This window comes from Salinisphaera japonica YTM-1 (assembly GCF_003788585.1).
GTDB classification, from domain to species: domain Bacteria; phylum Pseudomonadota; class Gammaproteobacteria; order Nevskiales; family Salinisphaeraceae; genus Salinisphaera; species Salinisphaera japonica.
Map to the genome: position 1 here is coordinate 1 of NZ_AYKG01000041.1, position 21,554 is coordinate 21,554.

Annotated in this window: 23 protein-coding genes and 1 other RNA gene; 16 read left to right on the forward strand and 8 right to left on the reverse strand. The window is 63.0% G+C overall.

Going from position 1 to position 21,554, the window contains the following annotated elements; genetic code table 11:
* Nucleotides 1–76: 76 nt before the first annotated feature.
* The 6 genes from SAJA_RS11750 to SAJA_RS11775 all read left to right on the forward strand — a co-directional run bounded on the left by SAJA_RS11750 (nucleotide 77) and on the right by SAJA_RS11775 (nucleotide 3,576).
* Entirely contained in the window at nucleotides 77–1,495 is a 1,419-nt protein-coding gene (locus SAJA_RS11750) for a DegQ family serine endoprotease (RefSeq protein WP_123658868.1), read from the forward strand.
* Nucleotides 1,496–1,621: 126 nt separating this feature from the next.
* Complete coding sequence (locus SAJA_RS11755; protein ID WP_123658869.1) at nucleotides 1,622–1,873, forward strand: hypothetical protein; 252 nt, start codon at nucleotides 1,622–1,624, stop codon at nucleotides 1,871–1,873.
* Entirely contained in the window at nucleotides 1,870–2,208 is a 339-nt protein-coding gene (locus SAJA_RS11760; protein ID WP_123658870.1) for a cell division protein ZapA, read from the forward strand. Before SAJA_RS11755 ends, SAJA_RS11760 begins: the two co-directional genes overlap by 4 nt.
* A 70-nt stretch (nucleotides 2,209–2,278) precedes the next feature.
* A non-coding RNA gene (ssrS, locus tag SAJA_RS11765) (6S RNA) lies at nucleotides 2,279–2,460 on the forward strand.
* 26 nt (nucleotides 2,461–2,486) lie between these two features.
* On the forward strand, nucleotides 2,487–3,068 hold the full coding sequence (locus SAJA_RS11770; protein WP_123658871.1) for a 5-formyltetrahydrofolate cyclo-ligase: 582 nt from the start codon (nucleotides 2,487–2,489) through the stop codon (nucleotides 3,066–3,068).
* A 34-nt stretch (nucleotides 3,069–3,102) separates the two neighbouring features.
* The gene (locus tag SAJA_RS11775; protein ID WP_123658872.1) at nucleotides 3,103–3,576 is read left to right on the forward strand and encodes an EVE domain-containing protein; all 474 of its coding nucleotides are present in this window, start codon (nucleotides 3,103–3,105) and stop codon (nucleotides 3,574–3,576) included.
* A 202-nt stretch (nucleotides 3,577–3,778) separates the two neighbouring features.
* Here SAJA_RS11775 and SAJA_RS11780 read toward each other — a convergent pair whose 3' ends face one another.
* From SAJA_RS11780 to ilvA, 4 genes are all read right to left on the reverse strand, one after another.
* Nucleotides 3,779–4,843, reverse strand: a complete 1,065-nt coding sequence (locus SAJA_RS11780) for a glycosyltransferase family 9 protein (protein ID WP_123658873.1) — start codon at nucleotides 4,841–4,843, stop codon at nucleotides 3,779–3,781.
* 3 nt (nucleotides 4,844–4,846) lie between these two features.
* Nucleotides 4,847–5,794, reverse strand: coding sequence for a cation diffusion facilitator family transporter (locus tag SAJA_RS11785; RefSeq protein WP_123658874.1), 948 nt, complete (start codon nucleotides 5,792–5,794; stop codon nucleotides 4,847–4,849).
* 35 nt (nucleotides 5,795–5,829) lie between these two features.
* A complete protein-coding gene (locus tag SAJA_RS11790) occupies nucleotides 5,830–6,777 on the reverse strand; it encodes a cation diffusion facilitator family transporter (RefSeq protein ID WP_123658875.1) in 948 nt (315 codons plus the stop codon).
* A gap of 69 nt (nucleotides 6,778–6,846) precedes the next feature.
* On the reverse strand, nucleotides 6,847–8,436 hold the full coding sequence (gene ilvA, locus SAJA_RS11795; RefSeq protein WP_123658876.1) for a threonine ammonia-lyase, biosynthetic: 1,590 nt from the start codon (nucleotides 8,434–8,436) through the stop codon (nucleotides 6,847–6,849).
* 174 nt (nucleotides 8,437–8,610) lie between these two features.
* Between ilvA and proC the strand changes: the two genes are divergently transcribed.
* The 4 genes from proC to metW are packed head-to-tail and all read left to right on the forward strand — an operon-like array spanning nucleotide 8,611 to nucleotide 11,814.
* Nucleotides 8,611–9,474 (forward strand): pyrroline-5-carboxylate reductase, encoded by an 864-nt coding sequence (gene proC / locus SAJA_RS11800; protein WP_123658877.1) that lies wholly within the window; start codon nucleotides 8,611–8,613, stop codon nucleotides 9,472–9,474.
* Entirely contained in the window at nucleotides 9,474–10,034 is a 561-nt protein-coding gene (locus SAJA_RS11805; protein ID WP_245963313.1) for a YggT family protein, read from the forward strand. Before proC ends, SAJA_RS11805 begins: the two co-directional genes overlap by 1 nt.
* 2 nt (nucleotides 10,035–10,036) lie before the next feature.
* Nucleotides 10,037–11,185 (forward strand): homoserine O-succinyltransferase MetX, encoded by a 1,149-nt coding sequence (metX, locus tag SAJA_RS11810; protein WP_123658879.1) that lies wholly within the window; start codon nucleotides 10,037–10,039, stop codon nucleotides 11,183–11,185.
* Between the two features lie 29 nt (nucleotides 11,186–11,214).
* Nucleotides 11,215–11,814, forward strand: coding sequence for a methionine biosynthesis protein MetW (gene metW, locus SAJA_RS11815; protein ID WP_123658890.1), 600 nt, complete (start codon nucleotides 11,215–11,217; stop codon nucleotides 11,812–11,814).
* A 551-nt stretch (nucleotides 11,815–12,365) separates the two neighbouring features.
* On the opposite strand, the gene SAJA_RS11820 is transcribed toward metW, so the two are convergent.
* From SAJA_RS11820 to SAJA_RS11835, 4 genes are read right to left on the reverse strand one after another with little or no spacing between them, the layout of a single operon-like run.
* Nucleotides 12,366–12,818: a tellurite resistance TerB family protein gene (locus tag SAJA_RS11820; protein ID WP_123658880.1), complete on the reverse strand. Its 453-nt coding sequence runs from the start codon at nucleotides 12,816–12,818 to the stop codon at nucleotides 12,366–12,368.
* Between the two features lie 18 nt (nucleotides 12,819–12,836).
* Nucleotides 12,837–13,496 (reverse strand): alpha/beta hydrolase, encoded by a 660-nt coding sequence (locus SAJA_RS11825; protein WP_123658881.1) that lies wholly within the window; start codon nucleotides 13,494–13,496, stop codon nucleotides 12,837–12,839.
* A gap of 1 nt (nucleotide 13,497) precedes the next feature.
* Nucleotides 13,498–15,444 carry a cation:proton antiporter gene (locus tag SAJA_RS11830; protein ID WP_123658882.1) on the reverse strand — a complete coding sequence of 649 codons (1,947 nt, stop codon included), beginning with the start codon at nucleotides 15,442–15,444 and terminating at the stop codon, nucleotides 13,498–13,500.
* A 50-nt stretch (nucleotides 15,445–15,494) separates the two neighbouring features.
* Entirely contained in the window at nucleotides 15,495–16,178 is a 684-nt protein-coding gene (locus tag SAJA_RS11835) for a TIGR04211 family SH3 domain-containing protein (protein WP_123658883.1), read from the reverse strand.
* Between the two features lie 165 nt (nucleotides 16,179–16,343).
* Between SAJA_RS11835 and SAJA_RS11840 the strand changes: the two genes are divergently transcribed.
* The 6 genes from SAJA_RS11840 (at nucleotide 16,344) to SAJA_RS11865 (ending at nucleotide 21,395) form a co-directional block, all read left to right on the forward strand.
* The gene (locus SAJA_RS11840) at nucleotides 16,344–17,138 is read left to right on the forward strand and encodes a TatD family hydrolase (protein ID WP_123658884.1); all 795 of its coding nucleotides are present in this window, start codon (nucleotides 16,344–16,346) and stop codon (nucleotides 17,136–17,138) included.
* Nucleotides 17,139–17,223: 85 nt separating this feature from the next.
* Nucleotides 17,224–17,487 (forward strand): hypothetical protein, encoded by a 264-nt coding sequence (locus SAJA_RS11845; RefSeq protein ID WP_123658885.1) that lies wholly within the window; start codon nucleotides 17,224–17,226, stop codon nucleotides 17,485–17,487.
* Nucleotides 17,488–17,499: 12 nt separating this feature from the next.
* Nucleotides 17,500–17,991, forward strand: a complete 492-nt coding sequence (locus SAJA_RS11850; RefSeq protein WP_123658886.1) for a hypothetical protein — start codon at nucleotides 17,500–17,502, stop codon at nucleotides 17,989–17,991.
* Between the two features lie 410 nt (nucleotides 17,992–18,401).
* On the forward strand, nucleotides 18,402–18,656 hold the full coding sequence (locus tag SAJA_RS11855) for a hypothetical protein (protein ID WP_123658887.1): 255 nt from the start codon (nucleotides 18,402–18,404) through the stop codon (nucleotides 18,654–18,656).
* Nucleotides 18,649–20,040 (forward strand): hypothetical protein, encoded by a 1,392-nt coding sequence (locus tag SAJA_RS11860; protein WP_123658888.1) that lies wholly within the window; start codon nucleotides 18,649–18,651, stop codon nucleotides 20,038–20,040. The genes SAJA_RS11855 and SAJA_RS11860 overlap by 8 nt, the downstream gene beginning before the upstream one ends.
* Nucleotides 20,041–20,339: 299 nt before the next feature.
* Nucleotides 20,340–21,395, forward strand: a complete 1,056-nt coding sequence (locus SAJA_RS11865; protein ID WP_123658889.1) for an aldo/keto reductase — start codon at nucleotides 20,340–20,342, stop codon at nucleotides 21,393–21,395.
* The last annotated feature ends 159 nt before the right edge of the window (nucleotides 21,396–21,554 follow it).

The window sequence follows — 21,554 nt, forward strand, 5'->3', positions numbered from 1 at the left end:
AGCAACAGACCCTGGGGACACGAGGCTGTCGTAGGCGGCCTGCGTCACGATAAATCGGACCGATGAGATCTAGTCTATGCACCAACTCGCGTTAACACGCTATCGCGTCTTGTTTCTCATGCTTGTCGCGCTGATTGGCACGAGCGCCCAGGCATCGATACCGAGCGGCATGCTCTCCGGCGACAACCCGTCGCTGGCGCCTATGCTCGACAAGACCCTGCCCGCGGTCGTCAACGTGGTCGTGACCGGCAAGGCCACGCCGCAGCGTAACAACCCGTTATTCAACGACCCCTTCTTTCGCCAGTTCTTCAACGCGCCGCAGCAACAACAGCAGCAACCACGGATGGATCACCCGACGGCCACCGGCTCGGGCGTGATCATCGATGCCGACAAGGGCTATCTGGTCACCAACTATCACGTGGTCCACGACGCCGAGAAGATCGAGGTCCGGCTCAACGATAATCGGCAGTTCGATGCCACCGTCGTGGGCACCGATCCGGAAACCGATCTGGCCGTGATCCAGATCAAGGCCGATGACCTGACCGCCCTGCAGATGGCCAATTCCGACCAGCTGCGCGTGGGTGATTTCGTGGTCGCCGTGGGCAACCCCTTCGGCCTGCGCCAGACCGTCACCTCCGGCATCGTTTCAGGCCTGGGCCGGCATATCGGCACGCCGCGCGGCGGTGAAGGCAGCCGCTACCAGAACTTCATCCAGACCGACGCGTCGATCAACCCGGGCAACTCGGGCGGCGCGCTGCTTAACCTGCAAGGCCAGTTGGTCGGCATCAACAGCGAAATCCTGTCCCAGAGCGGCGGCAATATCGGTATCGGCTTCGCCATCCCGTCGAACCTGGTGCAGTCGGTCGCCAACCAGCTGATCGAAAACGGCGAGGTCAAGCGCGGCATGCTCGGCGTGGTGGGCCAGAACCTGACGCCCGAGTTGGCCAAGGCCTTCGACCTGAAGATCGAGGAAGGCGTGGTCATCGCTCAGGTGATGCCCGACTCCCCGGCGGAAAAAGCCGGTGTGCGCGAGCGGGATGTCGTCACTGCCATCAACGGCAAATCGATCGAGAACTTCTCGGACCTGCAGAACGCCATCGGTCTGCGCTCGCCGGGCGACAAGATCACCATATCGCTTGTGCGTGACGGCAAGAAACGAGAGATGACGGCCACGCTGGGTAACGCAGCCAAGATGGCCGGCGGCGGCGAATCCGGCAGCGCCAATCTCGCCCAGGGCCTGCAGGGCGCGACGTTCGGCCCCGTCAGCGAAGACAACCCGCTGGCCGGCGAAGTCACCGGCGTACAGGTCAATAACGTCGAGCGTGCCAGCCCGGCTGCGCGTGCCGGCTTGCGCCCGGGTGATGTCATCACCTCGGTCAATCGTCAGAACGTAAAGAACATGGCCGATCTGCAGAAGCTGGCCGGCGCCAATCAGCAGCAGCTATTACTCCATGTTCGACGCGGCCGTGGTGCCTTGTTCCTGTTGATCGAATAACGCCCCGCCAGGCAGCCCGACCGAGAAACCCGGCCACGCGCCGGGTTTTTCGTTGGGCCCGGGTTCGTCACGGGCCGGCTTTTTTGTCTAGACTGAGTGTTCACTCTCGCGCCCACGGCGTTCGGCATGACCGTATTCGATATTGATACCTTCGAACGACGCATAAGCGAGTTGGTGCGTGCCTACGAAACCCTCAGGGCCGATCACGAGGCGCTCGTGGCCACGCATGCCGACGAGGTGCGTCGCAACGAGGACGTGCGCTCGCGGCTGGCCCACGTGATCGAGCGTATCCGGGCACTCGAAGCCGAAACCCAGACAGAAACCGGGATAGCGACTCGGCCAACCGATGCCGACGATACATCGAGAGCGTCCTCGTGAGCCCGTCCAGCACGCCCGCGAAAGCACTGACGATTCGTATCTTGGGCCGCGACTATCCGATCGCCTGCCCGGATGACGAGCGCGAGGCCCTTCTCAATTCGGCCGAGTATCTGTCCACGCGCATGGATGCCATTCAGCGTGGCGGCAAGGCCCTTGGCAACGAGCGGATCGCGATCATGGCTGCCTTGAACATCACCCGCGAATTGCTTGATCTACAGGCCCAACAGGCCGGCACGCCAACGACGACAGCGCCGGAAGTGGAACAGCGGCTGGCCGATCTGCAGCGCATGATCGAAGCCACGATGGCCTCCGGCGACGAGCCGCCAAGTCGTTGAATCGACAATACACTTGATTGCATCACGCTATTTGTCAGCACCCCGTGCCGGGCGTACCATTCAGTGGCCGGCATTCCTGCGGTGTTCGACGGTCTCCCGGTTCCCCTTGAGCCTAATTACGAAACCAGGGGTGGGAAACGGCGCAGGTGAGTAGGCCCGCCCTCGAGCGGGAAACCTAATGCGTCGTGAAACGCCCCACTTGAGCGCTTGTCTCAAGGATAGTGGACGACTGACGGCACAGGCGGGAATGCCGGTCTCTCTTTTATGAAGAGGTTGCGATGACCGATATCGCTACCCTGCGACGACAAGCCCTTGGTGCCCGTCGCGCCTTGAACCCTGACCAGACGACGCATGCCAGCCAGCGGGCCGCGCGCCGTATGGCACGTCTGCCGCGCGTGGCCCGCGCACGACGTATCGGCCTGTACTGGCCGCTGGCCAGCGAGGCCGACCCGCGCTGGCTGGCGCACCGGTTGGCCGACGAGGTGGATTATTTCTTCCCCCGCGTAGCCGCTGACACGCTGGTTTTCGTGCCCGTAATAGACCCGCTGGATCGAAGCGGCTGGCCGCAGAGCGCGCTCGGCGTGTTCGAGCCGCCCGGCTGCGGCCTGCCGATCGAGGCCCTGGACGTGTTGATCATGCCGTTGGCCGGTTTCGATGTGGACGCCAATCGCATCGGGCTGGGCGGCGGCTTCTATGATAGAAGCCTGGCCGCTATCACCGGGCGTGGCTACCGGCGCCCGCACTTCTACGGCCTGGCCGTCGAGGCCCAGCGCGTGGCGCGTTTCACGCCCCAGCCCTGGGATATCGCGCTCGATGCCGTGATCACCGAGCGCGCTGTCTATCGGCGGGGCACGCGTTAAACTAAACGTATTTCCAACGGACAAGCGACCGATCATGCGTTACTGGCTGATGAAATCCGAACCCGACGAGTTCAGCATCACGGATCTGGAAAATCGCGACCAGCAGACCGAGGGCTGGGACGGCGTACGCAACTATCAGGCCCGCAACTTCATGCGCGATGATATGTCGGTGGGTGACAAGGCCCTGTTCTATCACTCCAATACCAAGGTGCCGGGCGTGGTGGGCATCGCCACGGTCTCGCGCGAAGGCTACCCCGACGGCACGGCCTTCGACCCGCAGGATCCCCACTATGATCCGAAATCCGACCCGGACAAGCCGCGCTGGTATCGGGTGGACGTGACCTTCGAGCGCCAGCTCGACCGCGTGATCCCGCTGGCCGAGATCAAGGACCGGGCCGATGAACTGGAGGGCCTGCCCCTGGTGCGCAAGGGCAACCGGCTATCGGTGATGCCGGTCGACAAGGCCCACTACGATTTCATCCTGGGCTTGGAGCACGCGGGTCAATAATTTTAGGTTCTTCTCAGATCACCGGGATTCGAGAATGACAGTCCGCAAATAAACGCGAATAAAACGCAAATAAAGACCACAGGCATTAGGCTGCGCGAGTCGCTTCGATGCCACATCGCACGTTATTTGCGATCATTCGCGTTTTTTGCGGACAAGCCGCCTGCGCGGCGTGGTGTCCCGCTAATCTGGAATGAACCTTATCTTAGGCCCCGCGCTCAGCCATGACCGTGTCCAGGCGCCGAGTGACGGCGGCCAGCGGGATGAGCGCCATCACGCCGGTATCGTCCTCGATGCGCGTGCCCCATTTGAGATCGTCGGGCGTGCGTTTTCGATACGCGGCCGCTGCCTCGGCGAAATAATCGATACACCAGGCGCGGGATCGATAGGCCCCGCTACGGCGTGGGTCAGTGGCAGCGTGCAACGAAATGGTGACGATGTCGGTGGCGTTGGCCATGTGCGCGGGCCCGGAATCCGGGGTGACGAGCACGTCGCCCTGCTCGAACACGGCGAGCAGCTGTTTGAGCGATGTCTGGCCGATCAGGTTCGTGATTCGGCAATCCGCGGCCGCGATGATCGCCTGGCCCATCGCCTGCTCGCCGGCACTCGGCCCGCCGACCAGCACCACGCGCATGCCGTGATGTGTTGCCGCGTGATCGGCCAGCCCGGCATAGCGCGTGGCCTGCCAGTTGCGCATGCCGTGGCTCGAACACGGGCTGATCATCAAAAGCGGGCCACGCGCCGCCGCACTGTCCAGCAACGTCGCTGCGGTGTCGCGATCGGCGGCGCTGATGGGCACACGCCAATCCATGACCGGCTCGGAGGCGCCGATGGCCGCTGCGAATGCCAGAAAGCCATCGACCACGTGGCGTGAGGCAACGGGCGCGATCGCCTGGCTGACGAACAGCCGCTGGCCGTCGCGCGCCCGGCGCCTGTCAAAGCCGATCCGCCGATTCGCGCGCACCAGACAGGCGATCACGTTGGCCCGCCAACTGGCATGCATGTTCAGCAATACATCGAAACGCCGGCCCCGCAGCCGGCGCGCCAGATCAATCAACGCCGCGCGCCCGCCGGCCTTGTCGTAGACCACGCACTCCACGCCGGGCAGATCAGCCACCAGTGTGGCCTCGGCCCGGTTGATGACCCACGTGATCTCGATATCCGGGCGCGCGGCCTGCAGCGTGTGCACCACCGGCACCACGTTGGCACAGTCGCCCAGCGCCGAAAGCCGCAGCAGACAGACCCGCTGCGGTATCAACTCGCCCGGCATGGGTCAGGCGTCAGTTTCGGCCGTGCCGCTTGAGGCGACGGGCGCATCGGCCTCGCGCTCGGCCTCGATGAACACGCGTTTGACGTTGTCGCACTGGTCCTTGATGTCGCGGTCCATGGCCTCGATCGCCTGCTGGACATCCTGGCCGGACAGCCCGCTACGAAACCGCACGCTGATGGTCGCCAGGATATAGTCCGGGCCGACGTGCATCGTCAGCACCTCGTTACAGCGCAACGTCTTCGGGTGTTCGGCCACGATGCTGCGAATGGTCTTGACCACGTCCGGGTTGGCCGACTCGCCCAGCAGCAGCCCCTTGGTTTCGATGGCCAGCCAGATGGCCGTGGCCGCCAGAATCAGGCCGATGATGATCGAGGCCAGGCCGTCGAAGAGTGCGATGCCCGTCAACTGGCCGACCAGCAGGGCCACGAAGGCAACAACCAGCCCCAGCATGGCCGCGCTGTCCTCGAACAACACCAGAAAAGTGGCCGGATCCTTGCCGCGGCGTACCGCTTCCAGAACGCCCCAGCGCCCGCGCACGCGGTTGAACTCCTTGAAAGCCACGGTCCAGGCCGCGCCTTCGAAGATCATGGCCAGGATCAACACCGTGTAGTTCACCCAGGCCGATTCGATCGGGTGGGGATGCATCAGGCGATTAACGCCCTCATACAGCGAGATGCCCGAGCCGATCGCAAAGATCAGCACGGCGACCATGAAGCTCCAGAAATAGATCTCTTTGCCATAGCCGAACGGAAAGCGCTCGTCCGGCGGGCGCTTGGCGCGGCGCAGGCCATACAGCAACAGGCCCTGGTTGCCGGTATCCACGGTCGAGTGGATGCCCTCGGCCATCATGGCCGCACTGCCGGTAAACGCCGCCGCGGCGAATTTGGTCACCGCAATCAGCAGGTTGCCGACAAGCGCGGCATAAATGACGGTCTTTGATCCACTGGCCATAGAGAGTCCGAACGCGGAGAAAGGAAATTAAAAGATCAGTTGGTCACGGCCGGGCTGTCGTGGCCGATCGACGGATCGGCCTCGTGCTCGGCCTCGATGAAGATACGCTTGACGGTCGGGCAGCGTTTTTTGATGCGACGATCCAGATCGGCGATGGCGTCCTGCAACTCGGTGCCCGACAGGCCGCCCACAAAACGCAGGCTGATATTGGCCAGCACGTATTCCGGGCCGATATGCATGGTCGGGATCTCGTTGATCCGGGCCACGGCCTTGTGCGCCGAGACTTCCTCGCGAATTTCGTCGACGATGTACTTGTTGGCGGCTTCGCCGATCAGAAGCCCCTTGGTCTCGATGGCCAGCCACACCGATGAAAACGCCAGAATCAGCCCGATGCCGATCGAGGCGATACCGTCGAACACCTCGATACCCGTGAACTGCACCAGCGCCAGGCCGCCCATGGCCAGCAGCAGGCCGGCGATAGCCGCCGTATCCTCGAACAGAATCAGAAACTTGTTCGGGTCCTTGCCGCGACGCACGGTCTCCAGCACGCCCCAGCTGCCCTTGACGCGCCGGAACTCCTTGGCCGCGATGGCCCAGCTGGTGCCCTCGAACAAAATCGCCAGCCCCAACACGATATAGTTGACCAGCGGATGATCGATCGGGTGTGGGTGCAGGATCTTTTCCACGCCTTCATAAATCGAGATCCCGGCCCCGGCCGTGAACAACAGCACGGCCACCATGAAGCTCCAGAAATAGATCTCCTTGCCGTAACCGAACGGGAATTTCTCGTCCGGCGGCTTCTGAGCCCGTTTCATGCCCAGCAGTAACAAGCCCTGGTTGCCGGTATCGATCACCGAGTGAATACCCTCGGCCAGCATGGCCGTAGAGCCGGTGAAGATCGAGGCCACGAACTTGGAGATCGCGATCAGGCCGTTGCCGGTCAGGGCCGCCAGGATGACGAATTTGGAATTGGAGTCGGACATGACGTGCATCGACGCAGGAAACGCCTCCGAGCTTACAACAGCCCGGCGCGTCGCAAGCGAGTTGTTGATTTATTGGGTTTTGAGAAAACGCTGATACACGGGGTTATCGGTTTCTTCGGCATAGTCGTAACCGATGGCATCCAGGGCCTGGCGACACGCCTGGCCCGCGCCGGGCTCGACCTGTAGGCCAACCAGCACCAGCCCGTGGGCATGGCCATGGTTGCGATAATGAAACAGCGAAATGTTCCACCGGCTGCCCATCGCCTCGAGAAAACGCAGCAACGCGCCGGGGCGCTCGGGGAACTCGACCCGGTAGACCACCTCGCTGCCGACGCCGGGCGCGCGCCCGCCCACCATGTGGCGAACATGCAACTTGGCCATTTCGTTGCGCGACATATCCAGCACGTCATAGCCGGCCGCGCGCAGATCACCAATCAGCGTGTCGCGCTCGGGCGTGCCGTTGGCCAGCTTGACCCCGCAAAACACCTGCGCGGCCTCAGAATCGGCATAGCGATAATTGAATTCCGAGATCGAGCGATCACCGACGATGCCGCAGAATTCAAGAAACGCCCCGGGGCGTTCGGGGATCGTCACCGCCAACAAGGCCTCGCGCTGCTCGCCAAGCTCGGCGCGCTCGGCGATATACGACAGGCGATCGAAATTGACATTGGCTCCGGAGGTGACGGCCACCAGATGCGCATCGGCCACGCCCGTTTCAGCGGCATATTTCTTCGCCCCGGCCACGGCCAGCGCCCCGGCCGGCTCGGTCAGCGCGCGGGTGTCTTCGTAGATATCACGAGTGGCCGCACACAGCTCATCGATAGACACGGTCATCATGGCATCGACCGTGTGACGACAGACCCGGAAGGTCTCCTCGCCCACGCGCTTGACGGCCACGCCGTCAGCGAACAGCCCCACCTCGGGCAACATGACCCGCTCATCGGCGGTCAATGCCGCGCCCATGCTGGCCGCGTCCTCGGGTTCCACGCCGATCACGCGAATATCCGGGCGCACGGCCTTGATATAGGCCGATATGCCGGCCAGCATACCGCCGCCGCCGACACACACGAAGATGGCGTGCACCGGCTCGCTCGCCTGCGCCAGGATCTCGCGGGCGATGGTGCCCTGCCCGGCGATGACGTCCGGATCGTCGAAGGGATGGATATAAACCAATCCGTCACGTGCCATCAGCTCGGCGGCATGGGCCGCGGCCTCGTCGTAGCCGTCGCCGTGGAGCACGACTTCACCGCCGAAGCCAGCCACCGCGCGTACCTTGATCTGTGGTGTGGTACGCGGCATGACGATAACCGCGCGGATTCCCAGATGCCGGCCCGACAGCGCCACGCCCTGGGCATGGTTGCCGGCCGAGGCACAGATCACGCCGCAGGCTTTTTCGGCGTCGCTCAGCGAGGCGATCTTGTTATAGGCCCCGCGCAGCTTGAACGAATGCACCGGCTGCATGTCCTCGCGCTTGAACGCGATCGTGTTGCCGATGCGTGCGGAAAGCTGGGGCGCGGCCATCAACGGCGTCTCGATCGCCACGTCATAGACCCGGGCGGCCTCGATCCGGGCACGATAATCGGCCAGGTCATCGGCAAATTCGGCCACGCCGGCATTCTGCGGGCCGGTGTCGGCGAGCTGTTTCAGGGTCTGGGTCATGGCCGCGTCCGCCTGCGATGAAACCGTGCATGCTACCGCCTGAGCCCCGGGGTCGGCTATCGGCCGGCTATCAATGGGGATCAATGGGCTGCTATCCGGGAGACATCCGCGACGGCTCGCTCCGCTTTGTTGCATGCCGTATCATCCTCGGCATTCAAAGATTGAAGTTTTGCCATGAGCACACGTATCGCGTTTCTCGGCGGCGGTAACATGGCGGCCAGCCTCGTTGCCGGGCTTCGCCAGGCAGGCTGGGCCGGCACCGATATCCTCGTCGTGGATCGAAACCCCGATAAATGCGACGCACTGGCCGCGCGCCACGGGGTCACCACAGCGACCTCGATCGCCGAGGCCGATTGGCGGGTTGATGTCGTCATGCTGGCGGTCAAACCACAGGTTATGGCCGGCGCCATCGCCGAGATGCGCACGGCACTTGGGCGTACATCGCGCGCCCCGCTTGCGATCTCCATCGCCGCCGGTATTCCGCTACGCGTGCTGGCGACCTGGCTGGGCGACGATATCGAGTGTATCCGCACCATGCCCAACACGCCCTCGCAGCTGGGCGTGGGGGCGACCGGGCTGTACGCCCCGCCGAGCATCTCGGCCGATCGACGTGATCTGGCCGATCGCATCATGGCGACCGCCGGCATCAACGTCTGGGTCGAGCAGGAAGCCGATATCGATACCATCATCGCGACCTCGGGCAGCGGCCCGGCGTATTACTTCGCGTTCATGGAAGCGATGATCGACGCCGCCACCGACATGGGCCTGGCGCGTGATTCGGCCCGTCAGCTGGTGTTGCAGACCGCACTGGGCGCGGCCCGCATGGCTGTGGAATCCGGCGATGACCCGGCCACGCTGCGCGAGAAAGTCACCTCCAAGGGCGGCACCACCGCCGAGGCGCTGGCTTATTTCAACAACGCCGATCTGGCGGCCACCGTGGCCGGCGCCATGCAGGCCGCGGCGGATCGGGCCAGCGTGCTGGCCCAGGAACTGGCCGAACAGGCCGCTGATACCCACAACACCAACGACGATCGATAATGGCCAATACCAACAACGCGCTGCTGTTTCTCGTCGATACCGTATTGTCGCTGTATATCCTCGTGGTGCTGCTGCGGGTGATCCTGCAGCTGGTGCACGCGGATTTCATGAACCCGGTCTCGCAGTTCGTCTGGCAGATCACGCGGGCGCCGGTGAATCTGTTGCGTAACGTGATTCCGCGCTATCGCAACTGGGACATGCCCGCGCTCGTGTTCGTGTTCATCCTCTGCTACGCGCTGATCGAGGCGATTCTGGCGCTGGGCGCACCGGGCTACGGGCCACAGTTCATCCCGGCGGTGGCCTGGGCGATTCTCAAGGCCGCGACGCTGGTGTGTAATCTCTATTTCTTCACCCTGATCATTCAGGCCCTAATGTCGTGGTTCTCGCCCAATCAGTACAGCCCGGCCACGGCGATTCTGTTCACGATCAACGAGCCGCTGCTGCGCCCGGTGCGCCGTGTGATCCCCTCGTTTTCCGGCATCGATCTCTCGCCGCTGGTGGTTATCATCGGCCTGCAGCTGGTCTCGCGCCTGCTGCCGCTGCCGGGGCTGTTCCGATAACGATGACCGAGCGTCGGGATACCCAATCGGTCGGGCGGGTCACGCCAGAGACGTTGTCGGTGACGACACCGCTGGCGCTGGACTGTGGCAAAACCCTGGGCGCCTATGACCTGGTCTATGAGACCTATGGCCGTCTGAACGCTGATCGCTCGAACGCCGTGCTCATCTGTCATGCCCTGTCGGGCAATCATCACGCCGCCGGTTGGCATGATGAAACCGACGCCAAGCCCGGCTGGTGGGATAAATGCATCGGCCCCGGCAAGATGATCGATACCGATCGGTTCTTCGTGGTGTGCGTGGCCAATCTGGGGGCCTACAACGGCTCCACCGGCCCGGGCAGCATCAACCCGGATACCGGGCGCCACTACGGCCCGGATTTCCCCGTACTGACGGTGGCCGACTGGGTACGCTCACAGGACGTGCTGCGCGAGCATCTGGGCATCTCGGTCTGGGTGGCCATCGTCGGCGGCAGCCTGGGCGGCATGCAGGTCATGCAGTGGGCCATCGACTTCCCGGACCGGCTGCGCCATGCCGTGGTCATCGCCAGCGCGCCCAAGCTCTCGGCCCAGAACATCGCCTTCAACGAGATCGCCCGTCAGGCCATCGTCACGGATCCCGAGTTTCATGACGGGCGTTATTACGAGGCCGGCGTGGTGCCCCGCCGTGGGCTCATGCTGGCCCGCATGCTGGGGCATATCACCTATCTCTCGGACGAGGCCATGCGCGCCAAGTTCGGGCGCGATCTGCGGGCCGGGCGCATCAATTACGGCTTCGACGTCGAGTTTCAGGTCGAATCCTATCTGCGCTATCAGGGCGAGTCGTTCGTCACACGCTTCGACGCCAACACCTATCTGTTGATGACCAAGGCGCTGGATTACTTCGACCCGGCCTATGCCACCGGCGGCAGTCTGGCCCAGGCGTTCGCGCCGGTTACGGCTCGCTTCATGGTGGTGTCGTTCACCTCGGACTGGCGCTTTGCGCCGGCGCGCTCCAAGGAGATCGTCGATGCCCTGGTCGATGCCGGCAAGGCGGTGGCCTATGCCGAAGTCGCCTCCGACCTGGGCCACGATGATTTCCTGCTGACCATGCCGCACTACATCAAGACCCTGCGGGCCTATCTCGGGCGCGCCGCCGCCGAGGTGGGGGCATGAATACCGCCGACACCCCCACCCGTAACGGTCTGCGTGCCGATCTGGCGCTTATCTCGGAGTGGATTCGCCCCGGCACCCGCGTGCTCGATCTGGGCTGTGGCAACGGCGCGCTCATGGCCCATCTGCAGGCCACCAAACAGGTGCGCGGCTACGGGCTGGAGATCGACCCCGACAACGTCATCGCCAGCGTCGCGGCCGGGGTCAACGTCATCCAGAGCGATCTGGACGACGGCCTGGCCCAGTTCGAGGACAAGAGCTTCGACTATGTCGTGATGAGCTCGGCCATACAGGAAGTGGCCGCCCCCGACGCGCTCATCGACGACATGCTGCGCATCGGCCACGACTGCATCGTGACATTCCCCAACTTCGCGCACTGGCGCCTGCGCCTGAAGATCGCGCTTTGGGGCACCATGCCAGCCTCTCGTGCCCTGCCCAATCGCTGGTACAACACGCCCAATATCCACCTGTGCACGGTCCACGACTTCGAAGCCCTGTGCCGGGAAAAGAAAGCCGACATCGTGCGCCGCCACTTCGTCAACCACGCCCACCGCGCCCAGGCGGCCATGCGCCTGCTGCCCAACGTGCTTTGCGAAATCGCCCTCTATCAGCTGCGGGACAAGCCGAAGTAAAGACTTTATCCGCAGATGCACGCCGATGGCCGCAGATGAACACGAGTGTTGTTCGAGTTCGGAGAAGGATTCTCTTGAATAGTCCGCAAATGGACGCGAATACACGCGAATGAATACAGAAAGAAAGACGATCCGCAGATTACACAAATGACGCAGATTGATTGATCGATGCCCGGAGCCGCGAGTCATCGCGCTCCCCGAATGACCCGATTAAAAACCAGTTCTTTTAATCTGTAGCGTCTGCCTAGCCTGCGGACAAAGGTGTCTTCTGCGCAGCGACGACTGAGTGTCCGACATCATGAAGATCGGCTTCATGCGACCCTGTTCATATCGCCCGATCACACGAAGTTTCCCCATCTTTTAATATGTGAAATCTGCGTAATCTGCGGATCGCCTTTCTGTCTTATCTTCTCGTTTTAATCTGCGGCCATCGGCGTACATCGGCGAATCAACTGTCAGTATTCATTCGCGTCGATTCGCGTTCATTTGCGGACTGTTCAAGAGAACCATTCTTCACGATCAGACGGCGTTCATCGGCGGATAACTGCCGGTCAGGTCGACTCCCCGGTCACGGCGAACTTGGCTTTCATGAATTCGGCGTGTGGCAGGTAGAGCAGGTCTGACAGTTCGCGCAGGAGCGCTTCTTCGTGGGCGTCCAGCTCGTTATCGGCATAGGCCACGCGCCAGAGCATTTCCAGCACTTCACGCTTTTCACGCTCGTCGAGGCCTTCGTTGAGCGTTTTCAGATACTCGTAGAGCGACACCGCGGACTCGGCCTCCGGGGCCGCCGCGGTCATGAGCTCCTCGACCTCACCGCTCTCCAGGCCGAAGTGAGCCGAAAGCTGGCGCCGAATCATGTCGTACTCAGCCGGGTCATGGTTGTTATCGGCATGCGCCATTTCCAGCATCAGCACGGCAGCAGCGATGCGCTGGGCGCGTTCCGGATCGCGCGCGTTGCCGGCGGCCGGCTGGATGGCGTCCTTGAGTCGGTCGAATAATCCCATAAGCTGTCTCGCTGCTGGCTAGGCGGCCGGCGTATCGGTCTGCCAGAAATCCTGTAGGTGTGATCGTAGCTCGGTGAGCCGGCCGTGGAGGAAATGCCCGGCGTCTTCGAGCACGACCAACTCGGGCGGCTCGTCGAGTTCGCGACAGGTCGTGATCGCCCGCGCCACGTCGATGACCTCATCGGCGTCGCCGTAAACCGCCAGCCACGGGCCGGGCGGGCGTGGCACTTCGTGATCGAAATAGCCGGTCGGCAGGCCGATGGTAACGAGCGAGGGCGCGCCGTCGGCCACGGCCACTCGCAGGGCCGCCGCCGAGCCGAAGGAAAACCCCGCCAGCCCGGCCAGTTCGAGCCCGGACTGTGCAGCCGCCCAGTCGCGCACGGCACGCAGATCATCCTGCTCGCCGCGGCCCTCGTCGTAGCTGCCTTCGCTGTTGCCCGTGCCCCGGAAATTGAAGCGCAGGCTGGCCAGGCCGGCCTCACGCGCGGCCCGCGCACTCATGTAGACGACTTTATTGTCCTTGGTGCCCCCTTGCTGCGGATGCGGGTGACAGACCACGACAAAGCCGCGTGCGTGGCCTTTGGGCAATTCGATATCGACCTCAACCGCGCCGGCCGGGCCATCGATGAAGCCGCTGGCGCGGCCGCCGGGCGCGTCGGGCCATGTCAGATCGGTCATGTCAGCTCTCTTTGCTCGGCGGTTCAGGCGTGTCTGTCTCACGCGCGGGCCGCGCTTCGGCGTCCGGCAGGCGCGCCGGATCGGTCACGTCGGTACTGCGGGCGTTGGCGGCCTCGGCACGCTCGGCCCGAGCCCGTCGCCGGTCCTCGTCCATGCGCTTGGGCGCGTAATAAATGATCGTGTCGCCCACCTCGGGCCGGCCCGTGCCACCGGCCGGTGAGAGCAACAAAGTCTTGTCGTCATGCAGCACGGCGATGGGTATCGATTCGGGCGAACGGTCTCGTTTCAAGTCGTCGAAGCGATAGTTATCGGTGAGCTTGGTCTTGTAGAACTGCCAGCCCTGATGATGACGCCGCCACAGCTCTTCGTACTGGGCATGATCGCTGAAGGCCGGCCGGCCGCGCAGGGGCCGCGCCACGACCTTGGCGTCGTTGTTTTCGTCGGCGTCGTACATCGGCAGCTGGAACACACGGTCGTGCTCGAGCGAGTTGACGAAGTGCGAGCAGCACAGCGCGTTATAGGCATCGTTGCTGGTGGCCGCGATCATGCAGGCGATCTCGTTGAGCTCCAGCGATTGCTGCACCGTTTCTGAAAGCACCTCGCCATAAAGCACGCGCACGCCCGCCAGACGCGCGGTACGCAGCCGGTGCCAGGAGGAATCCACCAGCAGCACCTGCACATGCAGCTCGTTGGCCAGCGCTCGGGCCAGCTCGGTCGTCCAGGGTGACGCCCCCACGATGAGCACGCCGTTGGGCTCGGCCGACAGGCGCAGCCAGCGCGACAGCCGGCCCAGCGAAAAGCCGTGCAGCACCACGGTCGAGAACACCACGGCGAAGATCAGCGGCAAGAGCTGCTGGGCCCCGGTGTAGCCGGCCTCGATGAGCGTGGGGGCGAACACGCCGGCCACGGCCGCGGCCACGATGCCTCGGGGGGCAATCCAGCCCACCAGCAATCGATCCCGCCAGTTCATGTCGGTAAACATCGTGGCCAGGAACACGGCCATCGGCCGGGCCACGAACAGCACCACGGCCACGAGGGCCGCGGCGTGCCAGTCCAGATGACGCAACACCTGGGGATCCAGATCGGCGGTCAGCACGATGAACACGATCGAGACCAGCAGTACGGTCACGTATTCCTTGAAGCGCCGCAGCTCGGCCATGCCGGCGATCGACATATTGCCCATCACCATGCCCATGACCGTGACCGCCAGCAGCCCGGCCTCGGCGAACACCTCGCTGGCCACGCCGTAGATCACCAGCACACAGGCAATCGTCAACGGCGCCTTCAGATACTCCGGCACCCAGATATGGTTGAACGCCCAGCCCAGCGCCAGGGCCACACCGCCGCCCAGCACCAGCGAGATGATCACCGCCAGCCCCAGATCGAGGAACACGCCGCCGCCGGCCGCCCCCGGCCCGCCGGAAAGCACGAAGTACTGAAACACCAGCACGGCCAGCAACGCCCCGATGGGATCGTTGATGATGCCTTCCCATTTCAGATAGCTGGCCGTACGCCGGTTCAAGCCGGCCTGGCGCAACATCGGAATGATCACCGTGGGGCCGGTCACCACGAGAATGGCGCCGAACAACAGCGATACCGGCAGGCTCAACGCCCCCACGAAATAAGCCGCCGTGGAATACAACGCCCAAGACAGTGCCGAGCCCACCGTCACCAGCCGGCGCACGCCCGAGGCGGCCTCCTTGAACTCGTGCAGGCGCAGGCTCAGCCCGCCCTCGAACAGAATCACGGCCACGGAAAGCCCCACCATCGGCGAGAGCACCTCGCCGATATCCTCGGTCGGGTTGATGACCCCGAAGACCGGGCCGGCCAGCACGCCGGATACCAGAAACAGCACGATGGCCGGAATTCGTACCAGCCAGGCGATCCACTGCGAAAACACGCCGATCGCGATGATCGCGATCAGCAATAACGAGAGTTGATGTCCCATCGATTATTCGTCACCGGGCCGGCGCGCGACGAGCGCGAACCAGCCTCAAGTCAAAGCGAATCCCAGCTGCCGCCGCGGCGGCGTCGACGTAACATGGGTGCCACCAGGCCGATGAGAATACCGCCAAAAGCGATCAGCGCCCCGATCTTCATGCCTTCGCGGCGCGAGCGCAGCGCTTCGTTCTGGTGTTTGAGCCGATCGACATTGGCCTTGAGCTGAATGATTTGCTCGCGATACTGCTCGTTTTCGTTGCTGATACGAATCGCGTCAGCCGATGTCTCGCGAATCTTCTGCAGCTCGGCCTTCAACGATTTGTTCTCGGTGACCAGGTTGCGCTTCAACTCGCCCAGCTCGCTCGAGCCATCCAGCGCTTCGGACAGCTCCTGCTTGAGCTCGGCGTTCTGATTCGTCAGCGATGCCGACTGCTGCTGTATCTGGCCGAGCTGCGCGCTGGCCGCCGGCGAGTCGGAAAGAAACCGGGTCAGCACATAACCGCTCTGCCCGGCCGGCGTGCGCACATGGGTCCAGCCGTTGGCGGTCCCCAGCACCTCGAGCTTGTCGCCGGCATCCAGCAAACGCTGGATCTTGTACTGCGTGCCGGCCCCCGAGCGCATGTTGATCGACAGCTCGTCGCTGACGTACTGCGTGGCCGCCGCCGCACACAACGGCCAGGCTGTGCCCAGCACGAGCAGCACGCCCAGCAGCTGTGGCTTGAACAAACGGTGTCTCGTCATCGAACGCCCTCTTCAAATACCGCGGCGATCAGGCCCGGCCCGATCCGTTGAAGTGACGCGGAGTGTAGCAAAGCGCATCGCCCGCTCGCGCCTGTGCGACGCTGCATCGTGCAACGCCGCCCAAGGTTTTAGAATCCCCCGACCCATCTTCCAAGCCCCTGCTCCATGCCCCTGATCGATATCGGCGCCAATCTGGCCCACGACGGCTTCGACAACGACCGCGACGCACTCATGCAGCGCGCCCGGGATGCCGGCGTGGGCCACTGTGTGATCACCGGCAGTGACCGCGCCAGTAATGCCCGTGCGGCAGAACTGGCCGCGGGCGATGCCCGCCTGTCGGCCACCGCCGGGCTGCACCCGCACCACGCCAGTGACTGGAACCCCGCAATCGCCGAACAGATCACCACGGCCGCCCGGGAGGGCCGCATCGCCGCGGTCGGCGAAGCCGGGCTCGATTATTTTCGGGATATCAGCCCACGTGCCGACCAACACGCCGTCTTTGCCGCTCAGCTGGAAATCGCGGCCGAGACCGGCCTGGCGGTGTTTCTGCATCAGCGCGAGTCACACGCCGACTTCAAGGCGATTCTGTCGGCGCACCGAGACACCCTCACGGCCGTGGTCGTGCACTGCTTCACCGACAACGAAACTGCGCTTGCCGATTACCTGGCGCTGGACTGTCATATCGGCATCACCGGCTGGGTCTGCGACGAACGCCGCGGCCAGGCGCTCTACGACATCGTCCACCAGATCCCCGACGAGCGCCTGATGATCGAAACCGACTGCCCTTATCTATTGCCGCGCACGATCCGCCCCAAGCCGAAAAGCCGACGCAACGAGCCGGCCTATCTGCCGTGGGTGGCCGAGCGCGTGGCCCAGGCACGTGGCCAGAGCGTCGATCACATCAACACGATCACCACCGCCAACGCGGCACGCTTTTTCGGTATTGATATACCTGTGTGAAACGCGTCTTTCGTTCAGCGTGGTCATGGGTTGAGCAAATCAGTATGCTTGAGACAAGCTATTTTCACGATCAAGGAAATCGATCATGAGCCAAAACGACACCGACGCCATCAAACGCGACATGGAATCCCTGCGCAAAGACCTGCGTGAACTGGCCGAAGGTTTTCGCAAGAGCGGCGAAGACCGGGCCCGCAAGGTCGGCGACCAGGCCCAGAACACTTATGATGCCTATGCCAAGGAAGCCAAGAAGCGCGGCAAGGAAGTCAGTGCCGAAATCGAAGCCCGGCCCTTCACCAGCGTGATCGCCGCCTTCGTCATCGGCCTCATCCTCGGCAAGATCGTTCGATAACAGGACACGACGTTGAGCATCAAAGGCCGCATCACCCGAGCCGTTTCGCTGCACTACGTGCTGTGGTTTCTCATGTTCATGGCACTCGTGGCCATGACGTTCACGGCCTGGGGCGCCTATCTCGTGCTCGCCGAGCACGTCACCCAAGCCGCGGCCGCCTTCATCACCGGCGGCGGCGTTGTCGGTGCCATGCTCATCGTCGTCTTCATCGCCTGGCTGTGCCTGCGCCCGAAAAACCCGCCGATACAGCAGCTGGCCACCGATGACTCGCCCGAACGGCACATGAGCCAGCCGGAAGCCTTCATCGAGCAGCAGCTGCGCCCTTATATCGGCGATCGGGCGACGCGCTGGGTACAGCAGAACCCGGGGCTGTTGACGATCGGCGCTTTATCCACAGGCGTCATACTCGCGGCGTCGCCGGGGCTGCGCCGAACGCTCACCACTGCGGCCAAGCCGATTCTTATCCGTAAAGGCATGTCGGCGCTGACCGGTGGAGATGATTGAACACGCCCTGCAAGCAGACAGCGTGCGTAAAAGCCGGTCTTTCTACCGGCTTTTTTTATTCGTGGATATTTAAATTTGTATAAGACTTTTTGAATAACTGGCGCGGTAGCGGCCTATTTTACCCCGAGCGATTGCCCCGCAAGTTATTGATATTGAAGCTGTGCCAGATTAAAAATGCCTTCATAACTCGCATCAAGCACGCATTAAATTTTAAGCAAATATCCACGATAGTCGAATAGCGAACGCCCGTTAGGCCGGCGCAGGATCGAATTTCGTACTACGACAGTTCGGCGCGTTCGAACGCACGACGTGGCGCGCGGATCGAGGGGAATCCTGTGAAAACGACAATGCTCTGTGTCTTAGGCCTGGCATTCGCCTGCGCCAGCGCACACGCCGCCAACGATGACGGCATGCAGGTTCAGACAGATTCAATGACCGGCGCTATCATGTCGCCGAGCGACGATCCAAAGCCCAAAGGCCGCCTGGACGGCCCGCCGCCCAAAAGAGAACACGTCACGGGCGTCCAGCCGGCCGCCGAACCGGCGCCCCATCTTCGTCAAGGCCCACTTGGCGGCACCATGGTCGAAACACCGGATTACATGCGCCCGAATGAAACGGTGCATATGCCGGCCCAGAACGACTCGCAGGCGGCCGGCCATGACTAAGCGTCTTTCACAACTTGCCGTCGCGCTCGTTCTGCCGGTCTGCGGCATATCCGCGGCGCAGGCCCTGCCGATCACCATCATCAATGCCGATCCGGCCGGCGAGGGCTTCAATGACCAGCGCCCCGTCAACCCGGTGGGTGGCAACACCGCGACAACGCTGGGCGCGCAGCGCCTGGCTGTACTTGAGGCTGCCGCCGATCTCCTCGGGGCGCAGCTCGATGGCCCGGTGCCGTTAGTCGTGAAGGTGCGCTCAAGCAACAGTCTGCGTTGCACCGACAGCAGCGCGGTAATTGCCAACGGCGGCTCTACTTTCGTCTTTCGCAACTTCCCGGGCGCGACGGTGGCGGACACGTTCTATCCCGTGGGCCTTGCCAATCAGCTTGCCGGCTTCGATCTCATCCCGGCAGACAACGCGGCCGGCAATGACCCGAGCGATATCACGATCACGCTCAACCGGCGGCTGGGCCAAGACGGTTGTCTGTCGCGCTCCACCGTCTATTACGGCTTGGACGACTCGCCACCGCCGGCGTCGATCAATCTCCTGGGCGTGGCAACCCACGAGCTCATCCACGGCTTCGGATTCAGCTCCGGCATGAACCCGCGTAACGGTGACTTCTCGATCGGGGCGCCGAGCATCTACGACCAACTCATCCGCGTGAACGATGATGCTTTTTCAAGCGATCGCTTCGTTGATCTAACGTCCGCCGAGCGCCTTATGGCCGCCACCAACGGCGCCAACGACGAGCTGTTTCTAGGCAGCAAGAACGCTGTTCGCGGCAAGACAGAACTGCTGGTCAATCGCGGGGAAAGCTCGGCCGGTCCGGGCCTCTACACGCCAGAAAAAATCCAGCCGGGTAGCTCGGTCAGCCACTGGACCACATCGCTCGTACCCAACCAACTCATGGAGCCCACGGCCACATTCGACCAACGCCCCACCCAGCAACTAGGGCTAGCCACCTGCGCCCTCGCCGATCTCGGTTGGACGCTGGCCGCCAGTGCTGCGTGCCCCGACGGCCAGAACGACAAAGCACTGACCTTCGGCGAACGCTATATCGACTTCGGCACCATCCGCCCCGGCCGCTTCACGTTCCGCAGGCTGGATGTGTACTCGACCTCGGGCGCCCCCGTAAGAATCACCGACATCAAAACCGCGGGCGTTAATTACGCGGTGAGCCAGTCGAATTGCATTGGCACGGTTCAACTCAACGCCCCTTGCACAGCTCGCGTGAACTTCGATGCGGTTGAGCCAGGTATCTACAGAAGCACGCTCACCGTCACCTACGAAAACGGCCAGCAAATATCGACCCAGCTGGTTGGTCAAAAATCTGACGCCGACGGGAATGTGCCGAACCGAACCGCCGTTGCCGCAAGCGCCAACGGATAACGACGTTTCTCCAACACGGGGCCAGTAGAAACTGACCCCGCTGAGTCAGCTCGAAGCAAAACGCATCGCGATTCGATCGATTCAAATACGACGAAGTCGACAATTTGTTCTGGGTAGCGCGAATCGAACATGCCGCCCATCAGCCACAGACTGCGGTCGGCGCTCCAGGTTATGCCGTCGCTGCGTGTGGCATCGATCGATCACCGGCCAGCCCCGCCGCCAAATTCATGCCCGCCGCCGTATTGCATTGACAGCCACGCTCGGCGCAGGCTGAACCGTCATTCCCTGTATACGCCATCATGCAGTATCGAACCCTCGGCCGTTCCGGCCTCAAAGTTTCACAGCTCACACTGGGCACCATGACCTTCGGCGGCGAAGGCGCTATGGCCAAGGTCGGCAACACCGACGTCCAGGACGCGCGCGGCATGATTGATCGCGCTATCGACGCCGGCGTCAATATCTTCGATACCGCCAATATGTATTCGGGCGGCGCCTCCGAAGAAATCCTCGGCCAGGCACTTGGCGACAAGCGTACTGATGTCCTGCTGGCCACCAAAGTCCGGTTCCCCATGGGCGACGGCGCCAACGATGCCGGCCTGTCGCGCCTGCATATCCGCCAGCAGATCGAGCACAGCCTCAAACGGCTGGGCACCGACTATATCGATCTGTATCAGCTGCACCAGTGGGACGGCACCACCCCGCTGGAAGAAACGCTGGAAACCATGGACACCCTGGTGCGCCATGGCAAAATCCGTTACTGGGGCATCTCCAACTTCTCGGCGTGGCACATGATGAAGGTCATGAGCGTCTGTGAGCGCGAAGGCTTCATCAAACCCATCAGCCAACAAATCCACTACACCGCACAGGCGCGCGAGGCCGAATACGAACTCATGCCCGCCGCTCATGACTCGGGCCTGGGCACCATGATCTGGTCACCGCTGGCCGGCGGCCTGCTATCCGGCAAATACCGCCGCGATAAAGCCAAGCCCGAAGGCACCCGTTTCGCCGAAGGCTGGGAAGAACCGCCGATCCACAACGAAAAACGCCTGTTCGATCTTATAGAAACCTTAGTCGAAGTCGGCGATGCCCACGGCGTCTCTGCCGCACAAGTGGCCCTGGCCTGGATTACCGGCCGCCCCGGCGTCACCACCGCCGTCATCGGTGCCCGCAAGCCCCACCAACTCGAAGACAACCTCGCCGCTGCCCAGCTCGAACTGGCGGACGACGAAATCAGTGCCATCGAACAAGTCAGCCGCCCGGAACTGATCTATCCGTACTGGCACCAACAGAAAACCGCCAGCGACCGCTTCGGCCCCGCCGACCAGATTCTTCACGCCTGGCACGCCGAGGATTGAGCGGTAAGATCGTCTTGAAATGATCGACGCGGGCCACGGTTTTATTGCCTGTAAGCAGGGATATGCCACGCATCACGGGCGTTCCCGAAAAATTGGCTCGAAACCGTCGTCTGCCTTATAGCTCCACCGAGCCGGTCTCGGCGAAAACCGTGGTCTGTC

Bases quoted from the DNA above. Each gene is read 5' to 3' on its own strand.
- SAJA_RS11785 (WP_123658874.1), bottom strand. From the start codon at position 5,794: ATGGCCAGTGGATCAAAGACCGTCATTTATGCCGCGCTTGTCGGCAAC.
- SAJA_RS11770 (WP_123658871.1), top strand. From the start codon at position 2,487: ATGACCGATATCGCTACCCTGCGACGACAAGCCCTTGGTGCCCGTCGC.
- ilvA (WP_123658876.1), bottom strand. From the start codon at position 8,436: ATGACCCAGACCCTGAAACAGCTCGCCGACACCGGCCCGCAGAATGCC.
- SAJA_RS11805 (WP_245963313.1), top strand. From the start codon at position 9,474: ATGGCCAATACCAACAACGCGCTGCTGTTTCTCGTCGATACCGTATTG.
- SAJA_RS11835 (WP_123658883.1), bottom strand. From the start codon at position 16,178: ATGACGAGACACCGTTTGTTCAAGCCACAGCTGCTGGGCGTGCTGCTC.
- SAJA_RS11845 (WP_123658885.1), top strand. From the start codon at position 17,224: ATGAGCCAAAACGACACCGACGCCATCAAACGCGACATGGAATCCCTG.
- SAJA_RS11825 (WP_123658881.1), bottom strand. From the start codon at position 13,496: ATGACCGATCTGACATGGCCCGACGCGCCCGGCGGCCGCGCCAGCGGC.
- SAJA_RS11860 (WP_123658888.1), top strand. From the start codon at position 18,649: ATGACTAAGCGTCTTTCACAACTTGCCGTCGCGCTCGTTCTGCCGGTC.
- SAJA_RS11775 (WP_123658872.1), top strand. From the start codon at position 3,103: ATGCGTTACTGGCTGATGAAATCCGAACCCGACGAGTTCAGCATCACG.
- SAJA_RS11855 (WP_123658887.1), top strand. From the start codon at position 18,402: ATGCAGGTTCAGACAGATTCAATGACCGGCGCTATCATGTCGCCGAGC.
- proC (WP_123658877.1), top strand. From the start codon at position 8,611: ATGAGCACACGTATCGCGTTTCTCGGCGGCGGTAACATGGCGGCCAGC.
- SAJA_RS11820 (WP_123658880.1), bottom strand. From the start codon at position 12,818: ATGGGATTATTCGACCGACTCAAGGACGCCATCCAGCCGGCCGCCGGC.
- SAJA_RS11780 (WP_123658873.1), bottom strand. From the start codon at position 4,843: ATGCCGGGCGAGTTGATACCGCAGCGGGTCTGTCTGCTGCGGCTTTCG.
- SAJA_RS11830 (WP_123658882.1), bottom strand. From the start codon at position 15,444: ATGGGACATCAACTCTCGTTATTGCTGATCGCGATCATCGCGATCGGC.
- SAJA_RS11755 (WP_123658869.1), top strand. From the start codon at position 1,622: ATGACCGTATTCGATATTGATACCTTCGAACGACGCATAAGCGAGTTG.
- metX (WP_123658879.1), top strand. From the start codon at position 10,037: ATGACCGAGCGTCGGGATACCCAATCGGTCGGGCGGGTCACGCCAGAG.
- SAJA_RS11865 (WP_123658889.1), top strand. From the start codon at position 20,340: ATGCAGTATCGAACCCTCGGCCGTTCCGGCCTCAAAGTTTCACAGCTC.
- SAJA_RS11790 (WP_123658875.1), bottom strand. From the start codon at position 6,777: ATGTCCGACTCCAATTCCAAATTCGTCATCCTGGCGGCCCTGACCGGC.
- SAJA_RS11750 (WP_123658868.1), top strand. From the start codon at position 77: ATGCACCAACTCGCGTTAACACGCTATCGCGTCTTGTTTCTCATGCTT.
- SAJA_RS11840 (WP_123658884.1), top strand. From the start codon at position 16,344: ATGCCCCTGATCGATATCGGCGCCAATCTGGCCCACGACGGCTTCGAC.